General features: G+C 71.7%; 24 protein-coding genes. 7 read left to right on the top strand and 17 right to left on the bottom strand.

From position 1 onward, the window contains the following. Nucleotides 1-9 precede the first annotated feature (9 nt). The 16 genes from ACHUEU_RS12280 to ACHUEU_RS12205 form a co-directional block, all read right to left on the bottom strand. Nucleotides 10-462: a thioesterase family protein gene (locus ACHUEU_RS12280; RefSeq protein ID WP_394216413.1), complete on the bottom strand. Its 453-nt coding sequence runs from the start codon at nucleotides 460-462 to the stop codon at nucleotides 10-12. Next, a complete protein-coding gene (locus ACHUEU_RS12275; RefSeq protein WP_394216412.1) occupies nucleotides 459-1,451 on the bottom strand; it encodes a 3-hydroxyacyl-CoA dehydrogenase NAD-binding domain-containing protein in 993 nt (330 codons plus the stop codon). Before ACHUEU_RS12275 ends, ACHUEU_RS12280 begins: the two co-directional genes overlap by 4 nt. Continuing rightward, on the bottom strand, nucleotides 1,448-2,353 hold the full coding sequence (locus ACHUEU_RS12270) for a beta-keto acid cleavage family enzyme (RefSeq protein ID WP_394216411.1): 906 nt from the start codon (nucleotides 2,351-2,353) through the stop codon (nucleotides 1,448-1,450). The genes ACHUEU_RS12275 and ACHUEU_RS12270 overlap by 4 nt, the downstream gene beginning before the upstream one ends. Nucleotides 2,354-2,412: 59 nt before the next feature. Next, nucleotides 2,413-3,321 carry a TetR family transcriptional regulator C-terminal domain-containing protein gene (locus tag ACHUEU_RS12265; protein ID WP_394216410.1) on the bottom strand — a complete coding sequence of 303 codons (909 nt, stop codon included), beginning with the start codon at nucleotides 3,319-3,321 and terminating at the stop codon, nucleotides 2,413-2,415. A 74-nt stretch (nucleotides 3,322-3,395) separates the two neighbouring features. After that, nucleotides 3,396-5,180, bottom strand: coding sequence for an ABC transporter ATP-binding protein (locus ACHUEU_RS12260; RefSeq protein WP_394216409.1), 1,785 nt, complete (start codon nucleotides 5,178-5,180; stop codon nucleotides 3,396-3,398). Then, nucleotides 5,180-6,139 (bottom strand): ABC transporter permease, encoded by a 960-nt coding sequence (locus ACHUEU_RS12255; RefSeq protein WP_463454940.1) that lies wholly within the window; start codon nucleotides 6,137-6,139, stop codon nucleotides 5,180-5,182. The genes ACHUEU_RS12260 and ACHUEU_RS12255 overlap by 1 nt, the downstream gene beginning before the upstream one ends. Further along, nucleotides 6,139-7,098 (bottom strand): ABC transporter permease, encoded by a 960-nt coding sequence (locus ACHUEU_RS12250; RefSeq protein ID WP_394216408.1) that lies wholly within the window; start codon nucleotides 7,096-7,098, stop codon nucleotides 6,139-6,141. Before ACHUEU_RS12250 ends, ACHUEU_RS12255 begins: the two co-directional genes overlap by 1 nt. After that, entirely contained in the window at nucleotides 7,095-8,603 is a 1,509-nt protein-coding gene (locus ACHUEU_RS12245) for an ABC transporter substrate-binding protein (RefSeq protein ID WP_394216407.1), read from the bottom strand. The genes ACHUEU_RS12250 and ACHUEU_RS12245 overlap by 4 nt, the downstream gene beginning before the upstream one ends. A gap of 550 nt (nucleotides 8,604-9,153) precedes the next feature. Further along, the gene (locus tag ACHUEU_RS12240; RefSeq protein WP_394216406.1) at nucleotides 9,154-9,399 is read right to left on the bottom strand and encodes a sulfurtransferase TusA family protein; all 246 of its coding nucleotides are present in this window, start codon (nucleotides 9,397-9,399) and stop codon (nucleotides 9,154-9,156) included. Nucleotides 9,400-9,509: 110 nt separating this feature from the next. Further along, a complete protein-coding gene (locus tag ACHUEU_RS12235; RefSeq protein ID WP_394216405.1) occupies nucleotides 9,510-10,589 on the bottom strand; it encodes a YeeE/YedE family protein in 1,080 nt (359 codons plus the stop codon). Nucleotides 10,590-10,716: 127 nt separating this feature from the next. Further along, entirely contained in the window at nucleotides 10,717-11,799 is a 1,083-nt protein-coding gene (locus ACHUEU_RS12230; RefSeq protein ID WP_394216404.1) for an ADP-ribosylglycohydrolase family protein, read from the bottom strand. Between the two features lie 36 nt (nucleotides 11,800-11,835). Further along, the gene (locus ACHUEU_RS12225) at nucleotides 11,836-12,153 is read right to left on the bottom strand and encodes a hypothetical protein (RefSeq protein WP_394216403.1); all 318 of its coding nucleotides are present in this window, start codon (nucleotides 12,151-12,153) and stop codon (nucleotides 11,836-11,838) included. A 167-nt stretch (nucleotides 12,154-12,320) separates the two neighbouring features. Next, nucleotides 12,321-14,360: a heavy metal translocating P-type ATPase gene (locus ACHUEU_RS12220; RefSeq protein ID WP_394216402.1), complete on the bottom strand. Its 2,040-nt coding sequence runs from the start codon at nucleotides 14,358-14,360 to the stop codon at nucleotides 12,321-12,323. Next, on the bottom strand, nucleotides 14,357-14,731 hold the full coding sequence (gene cmtR / locus ACHUEU_RS12215; RefSeq protein WP_394216401.1) for a Cd(II)/Pb(II)-sensing metalloregulatory transcriptional regulator CmtR: 375 nt from the start codon (nucleotides 14,729-14,731) through the stop codon (nucleotides 14,357-14,359). Before cmtR ends, ACHUEU_RS12220 begins: the two co-directional genes overlap by 4 nt. Nucleotides 14,732-14,983: 252 nt before the next feature. Beyond that, nucleotides 14,984-16,015, bottom strand: coding sequence for a proline racemase family protein (locus tag ACHUEU_RS12210; protein ID WP_394216400.1), 1,032 nt, complete (start codon nucleotides 16,013-16,015; stop codon nucleotides 14,984-14,986). Continuing rightward, nucleotides 16,005-17,114, bottom strand: a complete 1,110-nt coding sequence (locus ACHUEU_RS12205; RefSeq protein WP_394216399.1) for an alcohol dehydrogenase family protein — start codon at nucleotides 17,112-17,114, stop codon at nucleotides 16,005-16,007. The genes ACHUEU_RS12210 and ACHUEU_RS12205 overlap by 11 nt, the downstream gene beginning before the upstream one ends. Nucleotides 17,115-17,371: 257 nt before the next feature. Here ACHUEU_RS12205 and ACHUEU_RS12200 point away from each other — a divergent pair, with 257 nt between their 5' ends. From ACHUEU_RS12200 to ACHUEU_RS12185, 4 genes are all read left to right on the top strand, one after another. Then, nucleotides 17,372-18,367, top strand: coding sequence for a LacI family DNA-binding transcriptional regulator (locus ACHUEU_RS12200; RefSeq protein WP_394216398.1), 996 nt, complete (start codon nucleotides 17,372-17,374; stop codon nucleotides 18,365-18,367). A 175-nt stretch (nucleotides 18,368-18,542) separates the two neighbouring features. Continuing rightward, nucleotides 18,543-19,967 (top strand): glycoside hydrolase family 5 protein, encoded by a 1,425-nt coding sequence (locus tag ACHUEU_RS12195; protein ID WP_394216397.1) that lies wholly within the window; start codon nucleotides 18,543-18,545, stop codon nucleotides 19,965-19,967. Nucleotides 19,968-20,026: 59 nt separating this feature from the next. Further along, the gene (locus tag ACHUEU_RS12190) at nucleotides 20,027-21,427 is read left to right on the top strand and encodes an MFS transporter (RefSeq protein ID WP_394216396.1); all 1,401 of its coding nucleotides are present in this window, start codon (nucleotides 20,027-20,029) and stop codon (nucleotides 21,425-21,427) included. A 190-nt stretch (nucleotides 21,428-21,617) separates the two neighbouring features. Beyond that, the gene (locus tag ACHUEU_RS12185) at nucleotides 21,618-22,868 is read left to right on the top strand and encodes an MFS transporter (RefSeq protein ID WP_394216395.1); all 1,251 of its coding nucleotides are present in this window, start codon (nucleotides 21,618-21,620) and stop codon (nucleotides 22,866-22,868) included. Nucleotides 22,869-22,903: 35 nt separating this feature from the next. Here ACHUEU_RS12185 and ACHUEU_RS12180 read toward each other — a convergent pair whose 3' ends face one another. Then, entirely contained in the window at nucleotides 22,904-23,377 is a 474-nt protein-coding gene (locus tag ACHUEU_RS12180; protein WP_394216394.1) for a hypothetical protein, read from the bottom strand. 302 nt (nucleotides 23,378-23,679) lie between these two features. Between ACHUEU_RS12180 and ACHUEU_RS12175 the strand changes: the two genes are divergently transcribed. The 3 genes from ACHUEU_RS12175 to ACHUEU_RS12165 all read left to right on the top strand — a co-directional run bounded on the left by ACHUEU_RS12175 (nucleotide 23,680) and on the right by ACHUEU_RS12165 (nucleotide 26,365). Continuing rightward, nucleotides 23,680-24,348, top strand: coding sequence for a TetR/AcrR family transcriptional regulator (locus ACHUEU_RS12175; RefSeq protein WP_394216393.1), 669 nt, complete (start codon nucleotides 23,680-23,682; stop codon nucleotides 24,346-24,348). 32 nt (nucleotides 24,349-24,380) lie between these two features. Beyond that, nucleotides 24,381-25,523 carry an acyl-CoA dehydrogenase family protein gene (locus tag ACHUEU_RS12170; RefSeq protein WP_394216392.1) on the top strand — a complete coding sequence of 381 codons (1,143 nt, stop codon included), beginning with the start codon at nucleotides 24,381-24,383 and terminating at the stop codon, nucleotides 25,521-25,523. A gap of 65 nt (nucleotides 25,524-25,588) precedes the next feature. Next, a complete protein-coding gene (locus ACHUEU_RS12165) occupies nucleotides 25,589-26,365 on the top strand; it encodes a glucose 1-dehydrogenase (RefSeq protein ID WP_394216391.1) in 777 nt (258 codons plus the stop codon). Nucleotides 26,366-26,400: the final 35 nt, after the last annotated feature.

The following is a 26,400-nucleotide window of genomic DNA, read 5'->3' as shown; positions in this document are numbered from 1 at the left end:
GTGCATGGCTCAGACGCGGATCGCGCGTCCGACCCAGTCGGGCCGGGCAGGTCCCGCGGCCGCGACGTCGGCGATCCGGGTTCCGACCGGCTCGGGGAAGGGCGCGGACCGGGCCGGATCCCCGGCCACGTGCAGCGCCAGGATCTCCTCGGTCGCGACCAGCTCCCCGTCCACCCGCATCTCGTGCGCCAGGTGCAGCTTCTTGGCCGCGGAGCCCGCGATCGCGGTGGTCACCACCAGCTCCGCGCCGCGCGACACCTCCTGCAGGTACCGCACATGCGCCTCGACGGTGTACAGCGAGGAGCCGGCCCGCGCGCGCTCGGCGGTGCCCAGTCCGATCTGCTCCATCACCTCGTCGGTGGCGAAGCCGAACACGAGCACGTAGTACGCCTCGGAGAGGTGTCCGTTGTAGTCGATCCACTCCTCGCGCACCTCGGTGCGGTATACGGGCAGCGCACTCATGCCGCGGTGCCCCGGCGCAGCTGCTCGATCGCCTGGCGCACCGCGATGATCGCCTGGTCGCGCTGAGCGACGAGCTGGGGCACGGTGCGCCCGTCGGCCTCGTCATCGCAGCCTGCCACCACGGCGCCGCGCAGCTCGTCGGTCAGCTCCGGAGCCTCCAGCCGGGTCCAGGGGGACTTCAGCGAGGGCCCGAAGTGGTCGAGCATGTGGGCCATCCCGCCGGGCCCGCCGGCCAGGTGGAAGGTGAGCATCGGGCCCTGCAGGGGCCAGCGCAGGCCGGGACCGTCGGTGATCGAGCGGTCGATCTGCTCGACCGTCGCCTCACCGTTGTCCACCATGTGCAGCGCCTCCCGCCACAGCGCCTCCTGTAGACGGTTGGCGATGAAACCGGGCACCTCGTGGTCCATCGTGATCACGGACTTGCCCAGGTGCTCGTACCAGGCCGAGACCCAGTCGACGGCCGCGGGCGAGGTCTGCTCGCCGCCGACCACCTCGACCAGCGGGATCAGGTAGGGCGGGTTGAAGGGGTGGCCGACGACCAGCCGCTCGGGCGAGGCCGCATCCACCGCCATCTCCGTCATCGAGTACCCGGAGGTGGAGGAGGCGATGATGACGCCCGGGGCGGCGTGCGCATCGATGTCCGCCAGCAGCTGCTGCTTCATCTCCAGCACCTCGGGGCCGCTCTCCTGCACGAACTGGGCGCCGTCGAGCGCTTCGGCCAGACCCGTGTGGACGGAGATGGCGTGCTGATCGGCGCCCTCGGCCAGACCCAGCTGGGTCAGCGCGGGCCACGCGGCGTCGATCAGCGCACGGACCCGGTCCCCGGCCTCCGGCGAGGGGTCCCAGGCCCGGACCCGGTAGCCGCGGGAGAGGAAGTAGGCGGCCCAGCCGCCGCCGATGGTGCCGATGCCGACGCAGGCGATCGTGGTGACCTCGGCGACCTCGGGCGGTCGCGGATCGGGGGTGGGAGCAGCGGATGCAGTGGTCATGCGGAGAGAGCCTTCCGGTCGAGCTGGAGGATGTCGCGGGCCTCGTCGGGCGTGGCGACCTGGTCGCCGAGGGAGTCGATGATCTTCCCGGCCTCCTCGACGAGCTGAGCATTGGTGGCCTTGACGCCCTTGCGCAGGTAGAGGTTGTCCTCCAGCCCCACCCGGGCGTGCCCGCCCAGCAGCACCGACTGCGCCACCCAGCGCAGCTGGTCGCGGCCGATGGCGAAGGACGTCCACTGCGCCCCCTCCGGCAGCATGTGCACCATCGCATCCAGCAGGCCGGTGTCGACGGGGGCGCCGTAGGGGATCCCCATGCACAGCTGATACATCGGCGGCGGGGCGATCAGGCCCTCGGCCACCATGACGTTGGCGAACCACAGCTGCCCGGTATCGAAGATCTCCATCTCCGGCTTGACCCCGAGCTCCTTGATGCGGGCGGCGCCCTCACGGAGCATCTCCGGGGTGCTGACGTAGAGCTGGCTGCCCTCGCCGAAGTTCAGCGATCCGCAGTCCAGGGTGCAGATCTCCGGGCGCAGCTTCTCCACATGCGGCAGCCGGTCCAGGCCGCTGACCAGGTCGGTGCCCTCGAGCGTGCCCAGCTCCCGGGTGGGATCGCTGGGGTCGACCGTGAGGTCACCGCCCATGCCGGCGGTGAGGTTGATGACGGGATCGACGTCGCTCTCGCCGATCAGGCGCACCACCTCGCTGTACAGCTCCACGTCGCGCGAGCCCTGCGTGGTCTCGATGTCGCGCACATGAATGTGCACGACGGAGGCGCCGGCGCGGGCGGCGGCGATCGCGTCAGCGGCGATCTGCTCGGGGGTGACAGGTACGTGCTCGCTCTTGGCGGCGGTGTCGCCGGCGCCGGTGACGGCGCAGGTGAGGATGACCTTGCGGCTCATAGGGGGTCCCTTTCGTGGGGGTGGGTCCAGGTATTGGGTGGGTCGGGGTCTCGGGGTGGTCAAGGGCGGGCGACGACGAGGCGTTCGACGAAGCGATGGAGCTGGGAGGCCATCTGCTCGACGCTGATCGTGCCGACCAGCACCTTGATGCCGAGCCCGTCGATCAGGCTGGTCAACTGGGTGGTGAGGTCCTCGAGCGGCTCGGCGGCGAAGACCCCGGACTCCTGCCCCTCGCGCAGCACGTCGTGCACCGTGCGGTACCACCGCTGATAGGCGAAGGCGTGATTCTGCTGGGAGCCGGCGCCGACGGCGACCTCGGACCAGGCCTGCAGCCAGATCGCGAACTCCTGCGCCCGGGCGCCGTCGGCGGGCAGCTGCAGGCCGATGAGGTGCTCGAGCCGTTCGCACGGACCGGAGATCAGGTGCAGGGAGGCGACCTGCCGATCGAAGGCGAGCTTGACCGAGTAGCGCAGCGTCTCCTCGAACAGCTCGCGCTTGCCGGAGAAGTAGTGGTAGACCGCGGCGGTGCTGACCCCGGCCTCGGCGGCGATCTCGGAGATCTTCACCGCGTGCAGGCCGCGGGAGGCGAACAGCTCCCAGGCGGTCTCGACGATCGTCTGCCGCCTGCGCCCCTGCTCCGGAGCCTCACGCCCCCGCCGGGGCAGGCTCGCCGCGGTGGGGACCGCAGCCGGTCCGGAGGCCGAGTCCGAGCCGGAGACCAGCCAGTTCACGGTGACACCGCCGACGGTCGCGATCCGCACCAGCTCGGCCGGGCTGAAGCGGCGAGTGCCCTTCAGCGCCTTGGACAGCTTGGTCTCCTCGAGCTCGATGCGGCGGGCGAACTCGCGCTGGGCCAGACCGGACTCCTCGATGCAGGACCGGACCCGCCCGCGGACGGCCTCCGCGGAGGAGCTCGCGGCCTCCGCGGTGTCCACGGCGGCGGTCATCGGTGTAGGTGATGTCGACATGGTGCCTCCCACTGCGTCGTCGGCTGCTGGGGCGGGCCGTGGCCTCGCGGCCCGATGCCCTCCCCGTCCCGCCCTCAGAGGGTCGGGATGTTCTGCAGCAGCTCCTCGGTGTAACGGTGGTCCGGCGCGGTGAGCACCTGGTCCGTCGGTCCATCGTCGACGATCACGCCGTGGTCCAGCACGGCGACGCGCTCGGCCACGTGGCGGGCCAGGGCGATGTTGTGGGTCACGAAGAGCATCGACAGCCCCCGCTCCTGCCGCAGATGGCTGAGCAGGTCGATGATGCTGGCCTGCACCGAGACGTCCAGTGCCGAGGTGATCTCGTCGCACACCAGCACCTGCGGCATGTTCACCAGCGCCCGGGCGATGGCCGCGCGCTGGCGCTCACCGCCGGAGAGGTCTCCCGGCCGACGGTCGAAGAAGGACCTCCCCAGCCGCACCGAGTCCAGCGCCTCGCGGACCCGATCCCGGCGCTGGGACGCGTTGAGCTCGCCGGACATCTCCAGCGGCACGGCGAGCGACTGGCCCAGCGTGCGGCGCGGGTTCAGTGAGGAGAACGGGGACTGGAAGACGTACTGGATGCCCTGCCGCTGGGCGAGGCTGCGCCGGCGGGTGGACCGCGGCAGCTCCTCCTCCTGGTACCTGACAGAGCCCGACCAGTGGTCCAGCAGGCCGGCGATCGCCCGCGAGAGGGTGGTCTTGCCCGAGCCGGACTCCCCCAGCAGCAAGGTGCACTCGCCGGTGCGCAGGGTGAGGTCGACGCTGGTGAGCACCTGCTTCGTGCCGTAGGACAGCGAGACGTCACGCACTTCGAGCAGGGGATCGCCGGCGGTCGCCTCGGCGGCCGGGGCCGCCGCCGCATCCGCCTCGCGGGGGGTGGCGGTGGTGGCGGGCCGCTCGGCCTCTCCCGCCTCTGCGGCCTGGACGGCCTTGCGGCGCGCCTCGAACTCTCCGATGTTGTTCTTCCCGGCGAGGTCGGGGACGGCGGCGAGCAGGGTGCGGGTATAGCGGTGCTGCGGGGTGCCGAGCACGTCGGCCGTGGGGCCCTCCTCCACCAGTTCGCCCTGGAGCATGACCGCCACGCGGTCGGCGATCTCGGCGACCACCGCGAGGTCGTGGGTGATGTAGAGCCCGGCCACGCTGTTCTTGAGCGTCATCTCGCGGATGGTCTCGAGCACCACGGCCTGGGTGGACACGTCCAACCCGGTGGTCGGCTCGTCGAGCACCAGCACGTCGGGATACATCGCGAAGGCCATCGCGATGCCGATGCGCTGCTGCTGCCCGCCGGAGAGCTCATGGGGCCAGCGGCGCCGGTAGGCGTCGTCGTCCGGCAGTCCGACCTCCCGCAGCACGCCGCGCACGCGCTCGGTCCGCTCGGCGTCGTCGGCTCCGAACTCGTGGATCTTGAGCACCTCGCTGATCTGCTCGCCGACGCGCATGGCCGGGTTCAGCGACAGTGCCGGATCCTGCGGGATGTAGGACACGCGGGAGCCGCGCAGGCGCCGCAGCGCCTCCTCGCCCAGGTCGGTCATCACCGCAGCAGAGGTGTGGTTGGAGGGGTGGACGGTGACCATGCCGCCCGCATGCGTCAGCCCACGACGGAAACGGCCGAGCACGGCCAGTCCCACCGTGGTCTTGCCGGAGCCGGACTCTCCGACCAGCGCGAGCAGCTCGCCCTGGCGCAGGCGCAGATCGACTCCCTGGATGATCGGGCGAGAACCCGAGGTGGTCACGATCCGCAGGTCCTCGATCTCGAGGACGTCGCCGCCGCTCGCGACCGTGCTGTGCCAGGCCGAGCCCTCGACCATGGGCGCGCCGGTGGGTGTGAGGGTCTCCTGGACCCTGCGTGCTCTCGACATCACTTCTCCCCTACGTTCGTGCTCGCGGAGGCCCGCGCGATCGAATCGGCGATCAGGTTGGTCCCGATGGTCAGGACGGCGATCGCGAGGACCGGCAGCATCACGCCCCAGGGCTGCAGCGACAGCGCGATGCGGTTCTCGTTGATCATCAGGCCCCAGTCCGCGGCCGGCGGCTGCATGCCCAGGCCGAGGAAGGACAGCGAGGCGATCGCCGCGATCGAATAGGTCAGCCGCAGCCCGGCCTCGACGGCCAGCGGACCGGTGATGTTGGGCAGGATCTCGCGGAACAGGATCCGCATCCGCGGCGTCGCATACATCTCGGCGGCCCGGATGTAGTCCTCGTTGATGACGTCCAGCGTGGCCGACCTCGTGACCCGGGCGATGCGCGGGGCATGGGTGATGGCGATGACGGTCACCAGCACCCAGGGCTCCGGGCCCAGCACGGTGATGGCCAGCAGCGCGAACACCAGCTGCGGGATCGCCAGCAGCACGTCGTTGGCGCGCATGAGCAGGGAGTCGAGCCTGCCGCCGGCATAGGCGGCGACCATCCCGAACAGCAGCCCCAGGACCAGTCCCAGCGCCGTGGCCAGCACGGAGTAGAGGATCAGCGAGGTGCCGCCGGCCAGGAACCGGCTGAGCACGTCACGGCCGAGGTTGTCGGTGCCGAACGGCCCTGCGTCCTGGAAGGGACGGTCGGCGAACTCCGTGGCGGAGTAGCCGGTCGCCCACGGCAGCAGCAGCGGTCCCAGGAACGCGGCGAGGACGACCAGGGCCGTCAGCGCCACGCCGACCTTCGCCTGACGCTGCGCCCAGAAGCGGGTGAGCACCGAGTTGCGGCGCGTGCTCCCGGTGGGGACGGCCGACCCCTCGGGGCCGGTGGGTTCCGTGGCGGTGGGGTTCGCGACCATCGGGTCGTCGGCTCCCGTGCCGGTGGAGCCTGCATTCATGGCCTGGGACATCACCTGTCACCTCCGGTGCGCAGCTTCGGGTTGGCCAGGATGCCGACGACATCCGCCAGCAGGTTCACGACGATGTAGATGACCGCGACGATCATGGTCACCGCCTGCACCACCTGCACATCGCGATAGTCGACCGCTTCGATGAGGGCCTGGCCGAGCCCGGGATAGCGGAACAGGAACTCGACCACGACCACGCCGCCGGCCATCCACGCCAGCTGGATCGCGACCACCTGGGCGACCGGTCCGATCGCATGGGGCAGGGCGTGGCGCAGGATCACGCGGCGCTCGGGGACGCCCTTGAGCCGGGCCATCTCCACATAGCCGGAGTCGAGCACCTCGAGCATGGTCGCGCGCATCATCCGGGCGATGTACGGGGTCACCACGAGCACCAGCACCGCGGTGGGCAGGATCAGCTGGGCCGGGAAGTCCCAGACCTGCGATCCCGGCGGGGACATGGTCACCGCGGGCAGGATGCTCAGCACGGTGGTGGCGAACAGGGCCACCAGGGCGATGCCGATCACGAACTCGGGCAGGGCCGCGAGCACCAGCGAGATGCCCGTGATCGCGCTGTCCGCGACCCGGCCGCGGCGCAGCGCGGACCAGATGCCCAGCGCGAGACCGGCCGGGATGCTGATCAGCGCGGCGGCGGCCATGAGGAACACCGAGGCGCGGGCCCGATCGGCCAGCAGGTCGATCACCGGCTGGCCGGATGCCGCCGAGATGCCCAGATCACCGGTGACCAGGCCGCCGAGCCAGGACAGGTAGCGCTGCCAGGCGGGCTGATCCAGATGCATCTGCTGGTGCAGGGCGGCGATCCGCTCGGGGGTCGCCTGCTGGCCCAGGATCGCCCGGGCCGGATCCCCCGGCAGGAGCAGGGTCGCACCGAAGACCAGCAGCGAGACTGCCAGCAGGATGACGAGGCTGATGGCCAGCCGACGGACGATGAGCTTGGCGATCATGCGGCCTCTCCGATCCACACGCGGTCCAACCGGAACCCGGACAGCGGGATCCCGGTGCGGTTCTCGACGAAGCCGCCGACATATCCCTGATAGGCGTCGATCTGGTTCGCGAAGCCCCAGATGAGGTAGCCGCCGCGGTCGTACAGGATCTCCTGGGCCTGGGCGATGAGCTCACCCCGGGCCGCGTCGTCGACCTCGGCGCGGGCCTGTTCGACCAGCGCGATGTACTCCTCGTCCTCCCAGTGCGTCTCGTTGAACGGAGCGCCCGGCATCACCGCAGCGTTCGACTGCGCGAGGAAGTTGCGGGTGTACCAGAACGACTGGGAGAAGTCGTAGTTGAGGTAGTCGGTCCAGTAGGCGGTGAGGTCCATGCGGTTGATCGACACGGTGATGCCGGCCTCGGCCGCCTGCTCGGCGAACACCTGCGCGGCTTCGACGACGCCGGCCTGGATGGGGGCGGTGACCAGCTCCACCTCGAGGCCGTCGGGGTATCCCGCCTCCGCCAGCAGCCGCTTCGCCTCGGCGATGTCCTGGGTGCGCTGGGGCAGCTCCCCGGGGTAGGCCGGGTCGAAGGCGGCGAACATGTCATTGGCGATGGTGCCCTTGCCGGAGAGGACCTGCTCGATCATCCCCTCGCGGTGCGCGGCCAGGCGGAAGGCCTGACGCACGCGCTCGTCGTCGAACGGTGCCTTGTCCACGCGCATGGTGAAGGGCAGGTACATGCCGGTCTCGGAGTTGAGGATCTTGATCCGCTGGTCCGAGGCGATGACCTCGGTGAGCGCCGGCGGGATCTGGGCGATGGCGTCGACCTGGTTGGACAGCAGCGAGTTGATCAGCGCATCGGTGTCGTTGAAGTTCAGCAGGCTGACCTCGTCGAGATACGGACCCTCCGCGCCCCAGTAGTGCGGATTGCGGCGCAGCACGGTGGACTGCGCGGCGGTGAAGCTCTCGAGCATGAAGGGCCCGGAGCCCACCGGTGCCGCGACGTCGAAGTCGGTGGGGACGATGATCGAGCTGTACTGGCCGAAGGTCTCGTCCAGTGCGGCGTCGGAGGTGTCGAGCCGGAACTCGAGCGTGCGCTCGTCGAGCTTCACCATCTCCTGGAGATGACTGAGCGAGGCGGCCCCGGACTTGGGGTCCTCGGGGTCGACGATCCGCTCGAAGCTGGAGATGACGTCCTCGACGGTGATCGGGCGCCCGTCGCTGAAGGTGATGTCGTCGCGCAGCTCGGCGGTCCAGACGGTGGCGTCGTCGTTCGGGGTGACGGAGGTGGCGAGCAGGGGCTGCAGGACGTAGTCGTCATCGAAGTACAGCAGCGTGTCGTACATGCTCACGGCCCGGGCGATGTCGCCGAGGTTGGTGGCGATCGCGCCGTCCAGGGTGTCCGAGGCACCGCCGCCGACGAAGCCGACCCGCAGCGATCCACCCTCGACCGGCGGCCCCTCGAGATCGAACTGCTGGGCAGGAGCGGCGGCCCCACCGCACGCAGCGAGAACGGCGCTCACCCCCAGGCCGAGCCCTCCCCCGAGGACTCCGCGACGGGTCGCCGTACCTGCTGCAAGGATCGCGGGGCCCCCTGTCGAGCCCCGAGAACGCCTGTGATCAGGTGTTGCTCCTGCTTGGATCGGCAGTCTCAAGAGTGCCCCACTCCCTCTCGTCCAGTTCGTCGCATCACGGTCCGTCGCATACCGTACGACGCATTTGCGATCATCGCAAGTAGCGCCGAACTATATTTAGCCGGAATCGCAAGTTCGGGCCGTGGGACGCATCGGCTGGGCCCGCTGCGCCGACAGGCATGACGGTGGCGGCTGGGCTCACGACGCCCGTCCGGCCCGCTGCGCCGGCTGGACCCGCGGCGCCGACTGGACCCGCGGCGCCGGTTGGACCCGCGGTGCCGGTTGGACCCGCGGCGCCGACTGGACCCGCGGCGCCGACAGCGATCGTCAGGTCCTGTACCAGGTCGGGGGCGAATCTGGTTCAGAACCTGACGATCGGACGCGCGACGGCCCGGACCCGTCTCGGGGTCCGGGCCGGGGCCGTTCGGGAGGTCGGCGCTCAGGGGGTGGGCGCTGAGGCGCCCTTGCGCACCGTGATGGACCACCCCGCATCGCCCATGCGGTCGAAGGCGACCACCTCGTGGCCGTCCTCCGCGGCCCACTGGGGCAGGGAGTCGGTGGCCTGAGTGCAGTCGAAGCTGATGATCAGGTCATCGCCGGTGTTCAGCTGCTGGATCGCGTTCTTCGCGTCGATCAGCGGGAAGGGGCAGACGGCGCCGTTGGTCTGGAGGGTGAAGGCAGGCACGAGGGGTCCTTTCGGTGGTGCGGGATGTCGGTCAGCGGGGCGGGGCCGGGAGCTCGGGAGGCCGATGGCCAGGAAGCCGGGATCGCGAGGTCGGGGTCCGGGGGTCGGGGTCAGGCGGCGGGGGCGAGCACCGGGGCGGGGCGGCTGCCGGCGGCGGCTTTCTGCGGGCGCACCAGGAAGAACCAGGCGGCGAGCCAGGTGCCGAGCATGATCGCGACGAAGGAGACCCAGCCCTGGTAGCTGAACAGGCTGGTTTCGACCAGGGAGTTGCCGATGGTGCAGCCGCCGGCGAGCGCGGCACCCACGCCCATGGCCAGGCCGCCGCCGGCGCTGCGCCGGATGGTGGTCGCATCCGGCACCCGCCAGCGGAACTCGCCGGTGAGCTTCGCGGCGATGAAGGAGCCCACCAGGATGCCGAGCACGAGCATCACGGACCAGTCCACGAGGGTCACGTCGCCGGTGGTGAGGAAGGTGATGATCTTGGCCGAGGGGGTGGTGATGCCCAGGCCCCCGTTGCGGCCGGCGGCGGTGGAGAGCACCCAGGCGGCGATCGCGAGGAGCCCCAGCAGCACGCCGCCCACCCAAGGGTTCCAGGGGATGTCGGCGAGGTAGTGGCCGAGGCCCGTGCGGCGGGCGGGCAGGCGCACGCTCCGACGATCGGCATGGCGGGCGGCGCGGCGGCGCACCTGGCGCACCACCAGCACGGCGACCAGGGCGGAGAAGAGGACGGTCGGCACCCAGACGCTGACCCCGAGGGTCTCCTGAATGGTCGCGTCGCCCACGGTGCGGGCACGGGCCGCCTCGGTGAAGCCGCTGAGCGGACCGTACTTCATGACTGCGGCGAACAGGGCGTAGAAGACCAGCGCCACCCAGGAGCCGATCAGGCCCTCGCCGGCGCGGTAGTAGGTGCCCGTCGCGCAGCCGCCGGCCATGATGATGCCGATACCGAACAGCAGCCCGCCGCCGATCACGGCCAGCGGCGCGAAGGTGGCGGGCTCCGGGGCGATGACGCCCATGCCCGTCAGCGCCGCAACACCGATGGCCTGGATGGCGATGGCGAGGAGGAAGGGGACGAAGTAGCGCGCCGAGCGGGCCATGTACAGGTCCCGGAACGCACCTGTGACACAGAACCGGGAGCGCTGCAGGATGTAGCCGAGAATGGCGCCGAGGAGGAGGCCGGTGAAGATCATGCCCGGAACGCTAGCTTATGAGAGCCATAAGCAGCACCCCTGTGTCGCCGGATGAACGCCTGCCCCTGGCAGGTTCGTCGCCGCCAGAAAGCTGTCGCCAGTGTGCTCGCGACTGCCAGGGGACCCGTCAGGGGACCGGGTCACCCTCCTCAGGAACAGGTACCTGGTGGCACCTTTGGCGATGGGATCCGTCGAGGATCTCCACTGCCAGCTCCCGCAGCCCGGCGCCGTCGTAGCCCGGCCAGCCGTGGACGACCGCGGTCCACTCGCTCGGGATCGCGTCGGCGCCGCACCAGGCTCCCAGCAGCGAGCCGGCGATCGCGGCGATGGTGTCCGTGTCGTCGCCCAGCGCTACTGCCGCTGCGACGCCCTCGCGATAGGTGGTTTCGGCATGCTGCCCCGCGGCGGCCCCGCTCACGTGCTCGGTACCGCCGGAGGCGGCGTCGGCCGCGGCCCGGCCCTGCTCCACTGCATGGAGCGCGGCATGCAGTGCCATCACGGTGAACCCGTTCGAGGCCAGCGCCGCCGGGGCGCCGTCGCGCCAGGAGCCATCGGCCAGGGCCTGCCAGGCGTGACGGCGCTCGGGCGGCAGCAGGTCCAGGGCGAGCGGCTGATGCGCGGTGCCGTCGATCACGGAGGCCCGGATCGCCTCGCACCACAGCACGCAGGAGTCCCCGGCCAGCGGATCGGCATGGGTGAGTTCAGCGACCGCTCGGGCGGCGCGGGCGGTGCGCTCCGGATCCTGGACGAAGGCGAGCGCCACCGGGGCGGTGCGCATCAGGGCACCGTTGCCGGCGGTGCGACCGGTGCGCTGGTGCAGCTGGGCGGCGATCGAGGTCATCCGCGCGGCCAGGCCGGGACCGCCATCATCCGACCGCAGCGCGCCGAGCACCTGGCGAGTCTGGGTGCCGACGTCGGTCGCGCCCTCTCGCACCCACCCGAGGAAACCGCGCGCGATCGCATCCAGTCCCTCCGAGGAGTCGATCGGGACGCCCGCGGCGGCGACGCGGGCGATGCACAGCGCCATCTGGGTGTCGTCGGACCACTCCCCCGGGGCGTACGGGCCGAGCCCGCCGCCGATCATCTCCGGGCCCCGTCGCGGATCGTACGGGGCGGAGGCGAACTCGTAGGGGACGCCGGCGGCGTCACCGCAGGCCAGGCCCAGCAGGACACCGGCGGCGCGGTCGGCAGGGGTGGTGACGGCTCTCATGGAAGCACCGTAGGCCGTGCCGCCCGTCTCGTGGGCTCAGCTCATCGTGCGCTTGCCGCGCTGGGCGGCCTTGTCGCGGATCCCCTGGACCATGCGGCCGAGGCCGGAGGTGTCCTCCTCTTCCACGGGGGTCTCGACGAAATCAACGAGGGAGCGCATGGTCGCCAGGTCGATGCTGTGCATGCCCTCGGCGAGGAGCTCACCGATCCGGGCGCCGACCAGGCTCTCCAGGTTGTCGGCGGCTGCGGCGCCACGGGTCTCGCGCGCGGCCTCGAGCCGCTGCTGAAGGAGCGTGGCGGCAACGGGGCTGGCGGGAATCGGGTCGGGATGGCCGGCGACGGTGATCTGGTCCATGGTGCGTTCCTCAGGTCGAGAACCCCTGCGCATGATGGTGAGGGCAACGCATGGGTGCCGGGCTGCTGCGGCCGGCTGCTCCGCACAGTACCGGGAATCCCACCGAGATCACGATGACGCCGGAAGACGGGACGATGGGGCGCGCGACACCGTGAGCACGCGAGCTCTCACCCGACCGGCACTCCGCTCCGCTGCGCGGTCCCGGATCGCGCGCTCACCTCGCGCCGGCCACGCACCCCACCCCCGGTACGCGCCGCGCGCATGCCGTTGGCGATGACGACCACCTCGGCCGCCTCGTGGATCAGCACCACGGCCGCCAGGCCCAGCACCCCGAGGAGTGCCAGCGGGAAGAGCACCACCATGATCGCGAGGGCGAGGGCGATGTTCCCGGTCATGATCCGGCGGCCGCGGCGGGCGTGGGCGAGCGCGGCGGGGAGCTGCTGCAGTTCGGTGCCGGTGAAGACGACATCGGCCGATTCCACGGCGGCGGCCGTGCCGGTGACGCCGATCGCGATCCCGACGGTCGCCGAGGCGAGGGCTGGGGCGTCGTTGATCCCGTCGCCGACCATCGCCGTCGGCGCCTGGGCGGCGAGCCGGCGGACGTGGGCGGCCTTTTCGGCCGGCAGCTGCTCGGCGTGGACCTCGTCGATCCCCGCCGCTTCGGCGATCGCACGGGCGGTGAGGGCGTGGTCGCCGGTGAGCATCACGGTGCGGATCCCCTGGGCATGCAGGGCGGCGACCGTCGAGGCCGCTTCGGGGCGCAGTTCATCGCGCACCCCGAGCGCGCCGATCACGCGGCCGTCCTCCTCGACCATGATGAGGCTCATCCCCCGGGCGGCCATGTCCTCGGTGCGGGTGGCGAGCGGGCCGGGGGCGATCCAGCGCGGACTGCCCACCCGGATCGCGCGCCCGGCGACCTGGCCGGTGAGGCCGCGGCCCGAGGACTCCTGGACCTCCGCGGCCTGTGCAGCACTCTCCCCGGTGGCGTCGGCCGCGGCGAGGACGGCGCTGGCCAGCGGGTGGGAGCTGCTGGATTCCAGGGCGGCGGCGAGCGCGAGGATCTCCTCGCGGCGGCGGCCCTCGGCCGTCGCGACCTCCGCCACTTCCGGCTTGTTGCGGGTGAGGGTCCCGGTCTTGTCCAGGGCGACGGTCCGGATCGTGCCCAGCTGCTCGAAGGCGGCCCCGGACTTGATCACCACGCCGAACCTGCTGGCCGCGCCGATCGAGGAGATCACCGTGACCGGCACCGCGATCGCCATCGCGCAGGGCGAGGCGGCGACCAGCACCACCAGCGCCCGCTCGATCCAGGTGCCGGGCTCACCGGTGACCAGGCCGACGAGCGCGACCAGGGCGGAGACCACCAGCACGACGGGCACCAGCGGTCGGGCGATCCGGTCGGCGAGCCGGGCTCGCTCCCCCTTCGCGGCGTGCGCCTGGTCCACCAGGCGCACGATCTGGGTCAGCGAGTTGTCGCGGCCGTCGGCGGTGGCGCGCAGGGACATCGAGCCGGAGCCGTTCAGGGAACCGGCGTGCACCTCGTCGCCGGGTCCCACCTCGACCGGGATCGACTCCCCCGTGATCGCCGAGGTGTCGAGCCAGGAGCGGCCCTCGAGGATCACCCCGTCGGTGGCGACCCGGTCGCCGGCACCGAGCAGCAGCACATCCCCGGTGCGGAGCTCGGCGGCGGGGACGCTCTCGGGACCGGTGGCCCGGGAGACGCGCGCGGTCTCGGGGATCAGCGCGAGCAGGGAGCGCAGCCCCTGTTTCGCGCGGTCCATCGAACGGTCCTCGAGCGCTTCGGCGAGGGAGAACAGGAAGGCGAGGGCCGCCGCCTCCCCGACGTGACCCAGCAGCACCGCGCCCAGCGCCGCGAGGGTCATCAGCAGCCCGACACCGAGCCGGGCGAGGCCACGGCCCTGCACCAGGCGGGCCAGGGTGCCGGGCACGAAGGTCCAGGCACCGGCGGCGAGTGCCAGGGCGTGCACGACGAGCCCGGCGAGGTCCAGGCCCGTCCAGACCAGCAGCAGGCCGGCCACCCACAGCACGCCCGCGGCGAGCGGCAGCGCCAGGGAGCGGTCCCGCCACCACGGCGCACGGTCCTCGAGCTCGAGCGTCTCGCCGGGGGCGGCGGCGGCGTCGCAGCAGACATCCGCAGTGGGCACGGGCGGTGGGGCCGTCTTCACCGGGCCGCAGCAGTCGTCGCTCATCGACCCGTCTCTGTGAGGTCGGCCGGGGTGCTGCAGCACAGCGGTACCGTGCAGTGCTCATCGGTGCAGGGGAGTCCGTCGTCCACCGCCAGCACCGTCTGGACCAGGGCGCCGATCGCGGCGGTGAGATGCGCGTCGGCGATCTCGTAGCGGGTGCGTCGGCCCTCCGGGACGGCGACGACGATCCCGCAGCCGCGCAGGCACGCCAGGTGGTTCGAGACGTTCGTGCGGGTCAGGTCCAGCTCGGCGGCGAGCACGGCCGGGTAGCCGGGTTCCTCGAGCAGCGACAGCAGGATGCGGGAGCGGGTGGGATCGGCCATCGCACGGCCCAGCCGGTTCATGACATCGAGACGGGAAGCTCTGGTCAGCATGCACTGACCATACAGGGTTTGCTGACCATTGCGCAGGAGTCGCGTTCGCTCCGCCCGCGAGGAGGTGGGTGCTCCTGCGCCTCCTGCTGCCGCGAGCAGGCAGGGCGAGGGCCGGTGGTCGTGATCCGCCGTGTCACGCACGGGCTGGTGGCGAGGGGAGCTGGCATATCTGCCAGCTCACCGCACCAGCGGCCCGTCGGCGACACGGCCCTGGCGCCCGGCATCCGCACCGAGGGAGGGCGGCGCCACTGGTCAGCCGCTCAGCACCCCTGCCAGGTCCGAGGCGTCCACCAGCGGGTCGTCCAGGTCCACGGTGAGGCGGGAGCGAGCCATCAGCCGGGCGGTGCCGGTGATGGTCGAGTCCCAGGCGGGGAAGCCACCGACGGTGGTGGGTCCGAGCACGGTGCCCACGAAGCGGTTGCCGCGCGGGGAGATGGTCTCCAGGGTGTCGCCGGGTCCGAGCTCGCCGTCCCCGGCCAGCAGTGCGAGCCGGGCGGAGGTGCCGGTGCCCGTGGGGCTGCGGCAGATCACGCCGGGATGCACGTAGGTGGCAGAGCGGGAATGGGCCGTGCCGTCCTCCCGACGGCGCACCCGGCCCATGAAGTGGACGAAGGGCAGCGGGCCGACGTCCCCCAGCGAGGGATGCTCCTGGCGCAGCCCGGGTCGGGCCGTGCGCACGAAGGCGTCGCCGACGGCGGTCAGTGCGATCTGCTCGTCGGCCGTGAGCTCGAAGCCGTGCTCCGCCGCGCGGATCATCGCGTAGTACGCACCGCTCCACACCAGGTCGAACACCACCGGTCCGTGCTCGGGCACCTCGACCCGCAGGCCGCGCTCGGCGACGTAGGCGGGCTCGCCCTGGGTGGTGACCTGCTCGACCCGCCCGTCGGCCGTGGTCGCGGTGATGCGGGCCAGCCCTGCCGGGGACTCCAGCACGATCCGCTGCTCGCCGCCGGTCATCTCGATCATCCCGCTCTCCAGCAGGGCGGTGGCGACGCAGAGCGTGTTGGAGCCGGAGTACATGGGGTACCCCATCGCCTCCATGATGATGAAGCCGGCCTGTGCCTGGGGATGGCTGGGCGGGACGATCAGGTCCACCGACATCGCCGGGTCGCCGTAGGGCTCCGAGAGCAGCAGGCGACGCAGCCCGTCCCCCTCGCGCTGCAGCCAGCGGGCCTGCTCGAGCACGCTCGCCCCGGGAAGCGCCCGGATACCGGCGGTGACCACGCGGCTCACGTCCCCGCCGGACTGGGCGTCGATCAGGGTGATGCTGCGTTCACGGCGCATGGGGCGCCCCGATGCTCTCCCAGTGACGGTCCGGGACCACCACCAGCTTGCCGATGAAGCGCTTGGCGAGGAAGGTGCGCTGCGCCTCGTGCAGCTCCGAGAGGCGGAACGTGCGCTCCAGCAGGGGCCGGATCCGCCCGGTCTCGATATAGCCGATAAGGCGGCGGAAGGCGGTGCGGGTGCCCTGGGAGGAGCCGTGCAGCTCGAGGTGCTTGAGGTACATGGTGCGCAGGTCCAGCTGGACCACCGGGCCGCCGATCGCGCCGGCGGTCGTGTACCGGCCCTCCGGCCGCAGGATCCGCAGCAGGTCGTTGAACATCTCCCCGCCCACCAGGTCGGCGACCACGTCGATCGGCCCGCCGGCGGTGCGGGCGACCTCACCGACCAGGTCCTCGCCGCCGCGCAGCACCACGTCCTCGGCGCCGATGTCCCGCAGTGCCTGCTCCTTGCCGGCGCTGGTGAGCGCGTACGGGATCGCGCCACGCACCCGCGCGAGCTGGATCAGTGCCGATCCCACCCCGCCCGAAGCGCCGGTGATCAGGATGTTCTCCCCCTCGGCGAGGCGGGCGCGGTCCAGCATCTGCTCGGCGGTGAGATAGGCGCAGCAGAAGGTCGCCAGGCCCGCGTCGGGGATATCGGCGGTGATCTGGTGGGCGTTGGCGGCCGGCACCGCCACGTAGTCGGCGAAGCCGCCGTCCCGGCCGTGGCCGATGTAGTCGATGTCCGCCAGGGAGTCATCGCCCTCGGGGCGGTGGTAGAGGCTGAAGTCGACCATCACCCGCTGGCCGATCCGGTCCCGGCGCACCCCGCCTCCGACCGCGGCGATGCGGCCGACGATGTCCGCTCCCTGGATGCGGGGGAACTCCAGGGTGGAGCGGCCGCGCCGCCAGCTGGAGACCTCCGAGGGATCGGTCTCGGACCCGTACGCGCCCTCGCGCACCCAGATGTCGGTGTTGTTCATCCCGCAGGCGTGCACGTCGATCAGCACCTCCCCCGGCGCCGGGGCGGGAGTGCGCGCCTCCCGGGTGTGGACGAGCTGGTCCAGGCCGCCGTGGCCCATCAGCCGCATGGCCTGCATAGTGCCGGGTATCGCCGCCATCGGAGCCCCTCCTGTCCGGGGGCGCGTCAGCACGCACCCGCGCCGCTGAGCCCAGCATCTCACCGCAGGACGTCCCCGGTCCAGAGATGCTGCCGGGCCCACCCGCCGAGATCGTCCCGGGAAGAATTGACACCCGCCGGTCAACCCGGTTCTATAGCCACTCACCGCACCGTTTCGGGGGGAGGGGACCTGTCCCGAACTGCGACGACGCCGAAGAGCTCTGGCCCGCCGACGACCTCACCCCGGAGGTGACCCGCATGAGCACCCTCGACAAGGCGCTCCACGGCGATGCCGTCCGCCGGGGCGACGCCGGTGCCGAGAGCACTCGGTTCCAGAACGCCACGGCCGCCGGGGCGCCGCGGGCAACTCCGCGCTACGACGCCCGCTCGCCGGGGTCGGTGCGCGCCGGTGCCGTCGGCCTGGTGGTGGCTCGAGACCCCGAGATCCTCGCCAGCGACACCTTCTTCCCGGGGTTCATCGCCGGCTGCGAGCGGGTGCTCGCCGCCCACGGCATGGGCCTGATCCTGCATACGGCCACCAGCGAGGAGGCGGAGCGCACCGCCTACGAGCATCTGGCCGCGGGCCGCGCCGACGGGGTGATCCTGCTGGATGTGCGTGTGGGCGATCCACGCTTCGCGCTGATGGCAGAGCTCGGCCTGCCCGCTGTGGTGCTCAGTGCTCGCGCCCCGGGCCTCGAGGAGACCTGGGGGCTGCCCACGATCTACTCCGACGACTCCTCCGCTGTCGAGGAGCTCGTCGAGCTCTTCGCCGAGGCGGGCCACACCCGGATCGCGCACGTCTCCGGGCCTTCACGCTTCATCCACGCCCGGGTGCGCGGCGCGGCCTTCAGCGCCGCGATGCGGGCGCGGGGCCTGGACGATTCGCTCGTGGTCGAGGGCGACTTCACCGCCGAGTCCGGCCGCGATGCCACCGCGCAGCTGCTGGACCTGCCCCAGCCTCCCACCGGCATCCTGTACGCCAACGACCAGATGGCGATCGCGGGCCTCTCCCTCGCCAACAGCCACGGGATCCGCGTCCCGCAGGAGCTCTCGCTCACCGGCTACGACGACAACGCGCTCGCCGCCCACCTCTCCCCGGGCCTCACCACCGTCGCCACCGCCGATCAGCAGCGTGGGGAGCTCGCGCTGACCACCCTGCTCTCCGTCATCGCCGGGGAGCGCCCGGAGAACGTCCTCGCCGTCCACACCACCGTCGTCCCGCGCGGCAGCGTCGCCCCTCCGCCCCAGCCCTGAACGCCACCGCCCGCCGACTGCTCGCCCCCTCGCCGCCCTGGTGAGGTCCCTCCGCAGCGGGCCGTCATCCATTCCCCGATTCCCCGAGTGCCCCCTCCGGGGAGCGACTACCGTGGAGTCACCGCGGCGCAGCGCAGCGCCTGCGGGGCTCACCGAGTCGAGGGGGGACAGGGCCATGTCGCTTTCCACCGAGGGGTCGACGCTCGTCGACGAGCACGGTCGCCAACGGATCCTGCATGGCATCAACCTGGTCGCCAAGGGCAGTCCCGGCGCGACCGATCCCTCCGCGTTCCGCGGCGGCTGGACCGCTGCGGACCTCGCCCAGCTGCGCGAGCTCGGCCTGGACAGCGTGCGCCTGGGCGTGAACTGGTCGGCGACCGAGCCCCGACCCGGCGAATACTCCCCGGAGCACCTGGACTGGCTCGCCCAGCAGCTGGACCTGCTGCACGCCGCCGGGCTCGCGGTGATCCTCGACGGGCACCAGGACCTGTTCTCGCAGTCCTTCGGCAACGGCGCCCCGGCCTGGGCGACCCTGACGGCGCAGCGGTTCGAGGCCACCGCACTGTGGTCGGACGCCTATCTCTCCTCCCCCGCCGTGCACGAGGCCTGTGACGCCTTCTGGGCCGACGCCCCCGCCGCGGACGGCGTCGGGATCCGCACCCGCTTCGTGGCGATGTGGGGGATGCTCGCCCAGCGGTTCGCCGCGCATCCGGCGGTGATCGGGTACGACGTGCTGAACGAGCCGACCCCGGGCTCCGCCGCGCCGCAGCTGTTCGGGGCGATCATCCACGTCTTCGCCGAGCTCACCGGCCAGGACCCGGAGGAGGTGAGGGCTGACTTCGCCGACCCTGCCGCCAAGCTCTCCCAGCTCGCCCAGCTCGAGGACCCCTCCCTGCATCGCGCCCTCGGGGATCGGGTCGCGCCGATGCTGGCCGAGTTCGAGCAGGGCCCTGTCCATGCGCTGTACACCGCGGCGGCGCGAGCGATCCGGGAGGCGGATCCGCGCGGCCTGATCCTGCGCGAGCACGACTACTTCGGCAACATCGGCATCCCCGCCGCGATCCCGCCGCTGCCGGATCCGGCCTGGGTGTACTCGCCCCACGGCTACGACCTGGTGGTGGACACCGCGGCGATGCCGCAGGCCAGCGACACCCGCGTGACCATGATCTTCGAGCGCGCCGCGGAGACCGGCGAGGGTCTCGGCGTGCCGGTGATCGTCGGCGAATGGGGCGCGTTCGCGACCCATGAGGGCATCGCGCGGCACGCCGATGCGCAGCTGGAGCTGTTCGATGCCCGAGCCTGGAGCTGGTTCTACTGGTGCTGGGAGCCGGGGTTCGCGACCACGGAGGCGGCGGCGCGGCTGCGTCGGCCGCGGCCCCGCGCCGTGGCCGGGCGGGATCTGCGGGCCGGCACCTCCGCGGGTGGGGGCTGGCGTGCGGCCTGGACCGGGAGGGACTGCGATGCGCCGAGCGAGTTCTGGATCCCGCCGGAGCGGGAGGTCGAGCACCTCGTCGACGGTCGCCGCCAGGAGCTGCGGCGGGAGCACGCCACGGTGCTGCTGGCCCCCGGGGCCGGCGAGCACCGGCTGCGGGTGAGCTGAGATGACCGCCTCGACGTCCCACCCGCTCGCGAGTGCGGGGCGAGCCGGGGGAGTCTGAGATGGCGATGCCGCTGAAGCGGCGGCTGCTGCTGGCCACGCCGCTGCCGGCGGCGTGGATGTCCTCGGTGATCATCCACAACGTCTACGTGAAGTTCTACACCGACGTGGTGGGGATGGATCCGCGGTACGTGGGCTGGGTGTACCTGATCTTCAACATCTGGAACGTGCTGAACGATCCGGTGTTCGGGGTGCTGCTGGACAAGATGCGCTACCGCCCGGGCAAGGGCAAGTTCCTGCTGGTGATGCGGGTGACGATCCCCTTCCTCCTGCTGGGCCTGGTGCTGATGGCGTGGACGCCGTCGTCCTGGTCGCAGGCCGCGATCTTCACCGTGTTCCTCATCGAGCTGTTCCTGTTCGACGTCGCCTCGACGCTGTACCTGATCTCTGCGACCAGCTATGTCTACCTCGCCGCCCCCACCCGCGAGGACCGGATCGACGTCGAGGTCGCCCGGGCCTGGATCGGGAACGTCATCTCCGCGGTCGCGACCGTGGTCGCCACCCAGATGCTGGTGGGCGACGCCGTCACCGAGCGGATCACGCTGAACGTGATGCTGATGGGCGTGGTGCTGGTCAACGGCGCCGTCTACGCGTTCGCGGCCTGGGCTCTGCGCGACCCGCCGGAGCTGTACGAGCTGGGCGACGGCGGCGCAGCACCGGTGACCGCCTCCCGCCTGCTCACGGACCTGCGCTCCGTCGTGCGGATGCGCGCCTTCTGGGCGCTGTTCTTCCACGGCATGCTGTTCATGGCCCCGATGGGGATCTATTTCACCGCGTTCCTGTACTTCATGGACCATGTCGTCCGCTCCACCGGCATCCAGGCCACCCTTGCGGACACCGCTTCGATGCTCGTCGTGCTGGTGCTGCTGCCGCTGATCGCGCGGGGCATCAAGCGCCTGGGCTCGCGCACTGCGATGTGGGTCGCGGCGCTGCCCTACCTCGGCGGCTTCACGCTCCTGCTGCTCTGGGCCGATACCTGGTGGAACGTGCTGCTGTGCTACGTACTGATCATGACCGGCAGATACACGGTCTCCACCGCCACCACCGCGCTGGATGCCGCGCTGATCGACCACAACGAACGCCTCACCGGGGTGCGCAAGGCGGGGTCGATCGCCTCGGTCCGGGCGCTGCTGACCGCCCCGATCGCGGGGGTGCAGATGGTGCTGTACATGGCGATCCTCACCGCCGGCGGCTACGACATCACCGCCGCGGTGCAGTCTCCGCAGACCCAGGAGGCGATCCGCCTGGCCACCGCCGGGGTGCCGATCCTCTTCGCCCTGGTGGGCCTGGTCCCGCTGCTCTTCCTGCCCTACGACCGGGCGCGGGAGCGAGCGCTCAGCGAGTGGTCGCGGGCACGCCGCCCCGAGGAGGGCACGGCGGTGGCAGCGGACACGGCCGGCTGATCGCTCGAGAGACCGCTCCCGCGCAGCACCCGACCGTGCACATCGCCGAATGCATCACATGCCGGCCGGGGCCGCGGCAATGGTCACTGTGCACTGGCCGCGGCCGGGGCGCCGGGCCTAGGATCGGGAGGTACTCATCGCTTCCAGCGTCGGCAGCGTGTCCGTCCCGACCCGCGCTGGAGGCTCCTTGATGTCGCATACGCCGACGCCATCCGCACCGCTGCCGCCCGGCCGCCTGCGGCTGGTCATCGTCGCGATGTCGCTGGGCGCCTTCGCGATCGGCACCACCGAGTTCGCGAGCATGGGGCTCCTGCCCCAGATCGCCCGCGACCTCGAGGTGTCCATCCCGCAGGCCGGCATGCTCATCACCCTGTACGCGCTCGGCGTGGTGATCGGTGCACCGCTGGTGACGATCGCGGCGGTGCGGATCCCCCGCGCCCGGCTGCTGGTGCTGCTGATCGGCCTGATCGGACTGGGGAACCTGCTCTCCGCGATCGCGCCGGACTTCGCCACGCTGGCCGGCGCCCGCTTCATCGCGGGGCTCCCCCACGGCGCCTACTTCGGGGTCGCCTCACTGGTCGCCGCCCGTCTCTCCCCGCCCGGGCGCCGCGCCCGCTCGGTGTCGCTGGTGATGCTGGGCCTGACGGTCGCCACCATGATCGGGGTCCCGGCCTCCACCGCGCTCGGCCAGCAGGTGGGCTGGCGCTCGGCCTACGTGATCGTGGTGGTGATCGCCGCCGCGACCACCCTGGCGATCTGGCGCCTGGTGCCCGAGCCCGAGGGGGCCGGCGTCACCGGTTCGATCCGCGGGGAGCTCGGCGCCCTGCGCCGCGGCCAGGTGTGGTTCGCGCTCGGGATCGGCGCCATCGGCTTCGGTGGCATGTTCGCCGTGTACAGCTACATCGGTGAGATCGTGCCAGGCGTGATGGGCCTCGGAGAGCGCGCCGTGCCGCTGGCGCTGTTCGTGTTCGGCCTCGGCATGACGCTGGGCAACCTCCTCGCCGGCCGCCTCGCGGATCGCAGCGTCTACGGCACCATCTTCCTGGGCCTGCTCGGCATGGCGCTCAGCCTCGCCGTCTTCGGCCTGGTGGCCGAGAACGCGATCGCCGGGATGGCGCTGCTGCTGGCGATCGCGATCACCTCCCAGCTGATGGGTCCCTCCCTGCAGCTGTTCCTGCTGGACGCCTCCCCCGACGCCCCCTCGCTGGCCGCGGCCCTGCACCACTCGGCGCTGAACATCGGCAACTCCCTGGGCGCGGCCCTCGGCGCGGCCGTGCTCGCCGCAGGATGGGGCCTGCTGGCCCCGGCCTGGACCGGCGTGGTGCTCGCCGTGCTGGGCCTCGGGATCGCCGGCTGGTCGTTCACGGTGCACCGCCGGCAGCACGCCCGCCGGGCCGCGGCGCCGGCGTCCGCCGAGGGAGAGCTGTCGGTGACGGCCTGATCCCCAGCAGGCTCGACCCTCCCGTGCGAGGGTGATCAGAGACCCCGACTCCCGCGCATGAGGGCATCGCTCTCGGTGCCGACCAGGGGCTTGCCCGTCGGCCGCACCCAACCGTCCTCCCGGACGAGCCAGCCGTGGCGGGTGAGCATGTCCCAGGCCTGCTGGACCCGGGAGTCCGTGCCGTAGGGATGCCAGAACCAGCCGTCGGAGCCCTCGCGGCACGACTCCTCGATCCGCTGGCGATCGACGGCGTACAGAGCACCCAGCTTCGTGGTCCGACACCCGTCCCCGACGAATTCCAGCAGATGACGGGCCACCCGGAGGAACGGCAGCTGCGCGGCCTCCGCCGCCATCGCGAGCCGACCCGCCTCCTCCGAGGGTTCCTCCCTCGGGGCCGGGGCGTCGCCGAGGAACCAGGGGCGGGGCCGGTCCGGCGGTGCCGGGGGTACACCGGCGAAGTCCTCGCCGAAGAAGTCAGCGGCCGTGGGCACTGCGTCATCGATCGTCATGGGTCGAGCGTGATGGACGCGCCGGCGGGCACGCCATGGACCCTCACCGGGTGTGGACGAAGGGGCCGCGGGGAGGAACGGTCCCCCGTGCTGGGGCGCCGACGTCCGCATCGACGCTCGCCCGGTCATGCCGAGACGGCCCGACCGGTGGGGTGATGCCCAGCGTCGGCGGGCCCCGCCCTGCCCCTTGACGCGACCCGGTGACCCGCACCACACTCACAGATGAATGGTCATTCATTTCTGCTGAGCGATGTTCTCACGTCTCTCAGCCCGACGGTGTCGCTGCACCAGGAGGAGGGCCCGTGCCCCGTCAGGATGCTGCGATCGCTCCGCAGGAGGCCGCTCGCGCCGCACGCTCCGATGCACGCCGGCGGCAGATCCTGCGCGCGGCCGTGCCGCTGATGGAGCGCAGCGGCTCCCCTGCGGTGTCCATGCAGGCGATCGCCGACGAGGCCGAGGTCTCCGTCGGCCTCATCTACCGATACTTCGCGAGCAAGCAGGAGCTCGTGCAGGCCGTGACCGAGGGCGTGCTCGATGACATGGCACGGATGCTCGCGGAGACGGTCGAGCCGGAGGAGGACCCGGTCCGCCAGATCGCCGGTGCCTTCGCCACCTATTGCACCGTCATCCGGGACAGCCGTCAGGCGGTGATGCTCACCTATCGCGAATCCAACACCCTGGACGAGGCGGGACGCAGCGTGGTCAAGGACCTCGAGATCCGCACCGTCGAGCCGTTGCGCAGCGCCGTCGACACCGCTGTCGAGCAGGGTCTGCTGCGCCCGATCCACGCCGAGCTGTTCGCCTACGACCTGCTGACCGTGGCCCATTCCTGGGCGCTGAAGCACTGGTACTTCGCGCCACGGATGACCTTCGAGGAGTTCCTGCGCTCCCAGACCGCACTGCTGCTGTCCACCGCGATCCTCCCCGAGCACCGCCACCGCTACCCCGATCTGCTCGGCGACCTCGCATAGGGCTGCCGCCACCCACCGCCCCAGGAGGCCACATGGATTTCGTCATCGACGACGCGATGCAGGGCTATATCGACGCGGCCGCCGAGGTCGCCGCCCAGATCGCCCCCACTCAGCAGCAGCGGGAACAGGACCGGGTGATCGCCCCGGAGCTGCGGCGCCGGATGGGCGAGCTGGGGCTGATCGCCCCGGAACTGCCCTCGACCCTCGGCGGCCGGGACGAGCGTGCGCTGGCCTCCGGGATGATCGCCGAGCAGATCGCCCGCGGTGACCTCACCGTCGCCTACGTGCAGATCATCAGCTCCCTGGTGGGGCAGGTCCTGGTCCGCAACGCCCGGCCCGAGGTGGCCGCCCGCTGGATCCCGCGGATCACCAGCGGCGAGGACCTGGTGGCGATCGGACTCTCGGAGCCGGGCGCCGGCTCCGATGCCGGCAATCCCTCGATGACGGCCCGGCCCGAGCAGGGCGGCTGGGTGCTGGAGGGCACCAAGTCGATGTCCTTCGCGATGGATGCGCGGGCCGCCGTCATCTTCGCCCGCACCGAGCCGGGGCACCGCGGCAAGGGCATCACCGCCTTCCTGGTGGAGCTGGACCGCGAGGGGATCCGGCGCCGCCGCGCCCCGGACCTGGGGACCCGGGCCGTGGGCCGCGGTTTCATCGACTTCGAGCGCACCTGGATCCCTGCCCAGAACCAGCTCGGTGCGCTCGGAGAGGGGTTCACGCAGGTGATGCAGGGCTTCGACTTCTCCCGCGCGCTGATCGGCCTGCAGGTGATCGGCACCGCCCAGGTCACCCTCGAGGAGACCTGGGAGTACACCGGGACCCGCACCGCCTTCGACCAGCCGCTGAGCTCCTTCCAGGGCGTCGCCTTCCCGCTGGCCGAGGCGGAGACGCTGCTGGCCGCCGCGCGACTGCTCTGCCAGCGGACCCTCTGGCTGAAGGACTCCGGGCTGCCGCACACCAAGGAGGCCGCGATGTGCAAGTGGTCGGCCCCGAAGACGGCGTACGACGTCATCCACCAGTGCCTGCTCAGCCACGGACAGTACGGCTACCTCACGGACCGGCCCCTCGAGCAGCGACTGCGCGACGTGCTGGGACTGCAGATCGGCGACGGCACCGCCCAGATCATGAAGCTGGTCATCGCCCGCCACACCGTGGACCGCGAGCTCGCCCCGTGACCGCGGCACCCGACCCCGGCCACGACGCGAGGACCGCACCGAGAACCGACCCGAGGAGCACCGCCATGGCCGAGACCCCGGCCCCCACCACCAACGACCAGGACCTCACCGGCCGCATCTGCCTCGTCACCGGCGCCGCCGGCGGCATCGGCCGGGGCATCGCCGCGAAGCTCACCGCCGAGGGCGCGATCGTGGTGGTCGCCGACCTCGACGGGGAGGCGGCGCAGCAGGTCGCCGCGGAGCTCGGCGGCCACGCCCTCGCCGTCCGCGTCGACATCGCGGACAGAGCCTCCGTGGACGCGATGACCGCGCAGGTCGTAGACCGCTTCGGCCGGATCGACGTGCTGGTCAACAACGCCGGCTGGGACAAGGTGGGCCCGTTCCTGGACCAGGATCCCGCACTCTGGGACCGCATCATCGGGATCAATCTCGTCGGCACCCTGCACTGCAGCCAGTCGGTGGTGCGGGTGATGACGGAACAGGGGTACGGCACCGTCGTGAACATCGCCTCGGACGCGGCCCGGGTGGGCTCCAGCGGCGAGGCCGTGTACTCGGCGTGCAAGGGCGGGATCGTCGCCTTCACCAAGACCCTCGCCCGCGAGAGCGCCCGCGCCGGCATCACCGCGAACGTCGTCTGCCCCGGCCCGGCGGACACCCCGCTGTTCGACGCCATCTCCCAGGACAGCCCCACGCTGCGCGCTTCGCTCGAACGAGCGATCCCGCTGCGCCGCCTCGCCCAGCCGGAGGATCTCGCCAACGCCGTCGCGTTCCTCGCCTCGCCCGCCTCCCACTACATCACCGGCCAGACCCTGTCCGTCTCCGGCGGACTCACGATGGCCTGAGACCCCAGGCCCTCCTACGCCCTGGCCATCCCGAG

The organism is Brachybacterium vulturis, assembly GCF_043641765.1.
GTDB classification, from domain to species: Bacteria; Actinomycetota; Actinomycetes; order Actinomycetales; family Dermabacteraceae; genus Brachybacterium; species Brachybacterium vulturis_A.
Note: the sequence above shows the minus strand (reverse complement) of the source record. Positions and strands in the feature narration are given on the sequence as shown.

Coding starts and splice junctions, on each gene's coding strand:
- ACHUEU_RS12280 (WP_394216413.1), bottom strand. CDS start 462: ATGAGTGCGCTGCCCGTATACCGCACCGAGGTGCGCGAGGAGTGGATC.
- ACHUEU_RS12275 (WP_394216412.1), bottom strand. CDS start 1,451: ATGACCACTGCATCCGCTGCTCCCACCCCCGATCCGCGACCGCCCGAG.
- ACHUEU_RS12270 (WP_394216411.1), bottom strand. CDS start 2,353: ATGAGCCGCAAGGTCATCCTCACCTGCGCCGTCACCGGCGCCGGCGAC.
- ACHUEU_RS12265 (WP_394216410.1), bottom strand. CDS start 3,321: ATGTCGACATCACCTACACCGATGACCGCCGCCGTGGACACCGCGGAG.
- ACHUEU_RS12260 (WP_394216409.1), bottom strand. CDS start 5,180: ATGTCGAGAGCACGCAGGGTCCAGGAGACCCTCACACCCACCGGCGCG.
- ACHUEU_RS12255 (WP_463454940.1), bottom strand. CDS start 6,139: ATGTCCCAGGCCATGAATGCAGGCTCCACCGGCACGGGAGCCGACGAC.
- ACHUEU_RS12250 (WP_394216408.1), bottom strand. CDS start 7,098: ATGATCGCCAAGCTCATCGTCCGTCGGCTGGCCATCAGCCTCGTCATC.
- ACHUEU_RS12235 (WP_394216405.1), bottom strand. CDS start 10,589: ATGATCTTCACCGGCCTCCTCCTCGGCGCCATTCTCGGCTACATCCTG.
- ACHUEU_RS12230 (WP_394216404.1), bottom strand. CDS start 11,799: ATGAGAGCCGTCACCACCCCTGCCGACCGCGCCGCCGGTGTCCTGCTG.
- ACHUEU_RS12225 (WP_394216403.1), bottom strand. CDS start 12,153: ATGGACCAGATCACCGTCGCCGGCCATCCCGACCCGATTCCCGCCAGC.
- ACHUEU_RS12220 (WP_394216402.1), bottom strand. CDS start 14,360: ATGAGCGACGACTGCTGCGGCCCGGTGAAGACGGCCCCACCGCCCGTG.
- cmtR (WP_394216401.1), bottom strand. CDS start 14,731: ATGCTGACCAGAGCTTCCCGTCTCGATGTCATGAACCGGCTGGGCCGT.
- ACHUEU_RS12210 (WP_394216400.1), bottom strand. CDS start 16,015: ATGCGCCGTGAACGCAGCATCACCCTGATCGACGCCCAGTCCGGCGGG.
- ACHUEU_RS12205 (WP_394216399.1), bottom strand. CDS start 17,114: ATGGCGGCGATACCCGGCACTATGCAGGCCATGCGGCTGATGGGCCAC.
- ACHUEU_RS12200 (WP_394216398.1), top strand. CDS start 17,372: ATGAGCACCCTCGACAAGGCGCTCCACGGCGATGCCGTCCGCCGGGGC.
- ACHUEU_RS12195 (WP_394216397.1), top strand. CDS start 18,543: ATGTCGCTTTCCACCGAGGGGTCGACGCTCGTCGACGAGCACGGTCGC.
- ACHUEU_RS12190 (WP_394216396.1), top strand. CDS start 20,027: ATGGCGATGCCGCTGAAGCGGCGGCTGCTGCTGGCCACGCCGCTGCCG.
- ACHUEU_RS12185 (WP_394216395.1), top strand. CDS start 21,618: ATGTCGCATACGCCGACGCCATCCGCACCGCTGCCGCCCGGCCGCCTG.
- ACHUEU_RS12180 (WP_394216394.1), bottom strand. CDS start 23,377: ATGACGATCGATGACGCAGTGCCCACGGCCGCTGACTTCTTCGGCGAG.
- ACHUEU_RS12170 (WP_394216392.1), top strand. CDS start 24,381: ATGGATTTCGTCATCGACGACGCGATGCAGGGCTATATCGACGCGGCC.
- ACHUEU_RS12165 (WP_394216391.1), top strand. CDS start 25,589: ATGGCCGAGACCCCGGCCCCCACCACCAACGACCAGGACCTCACCGGC.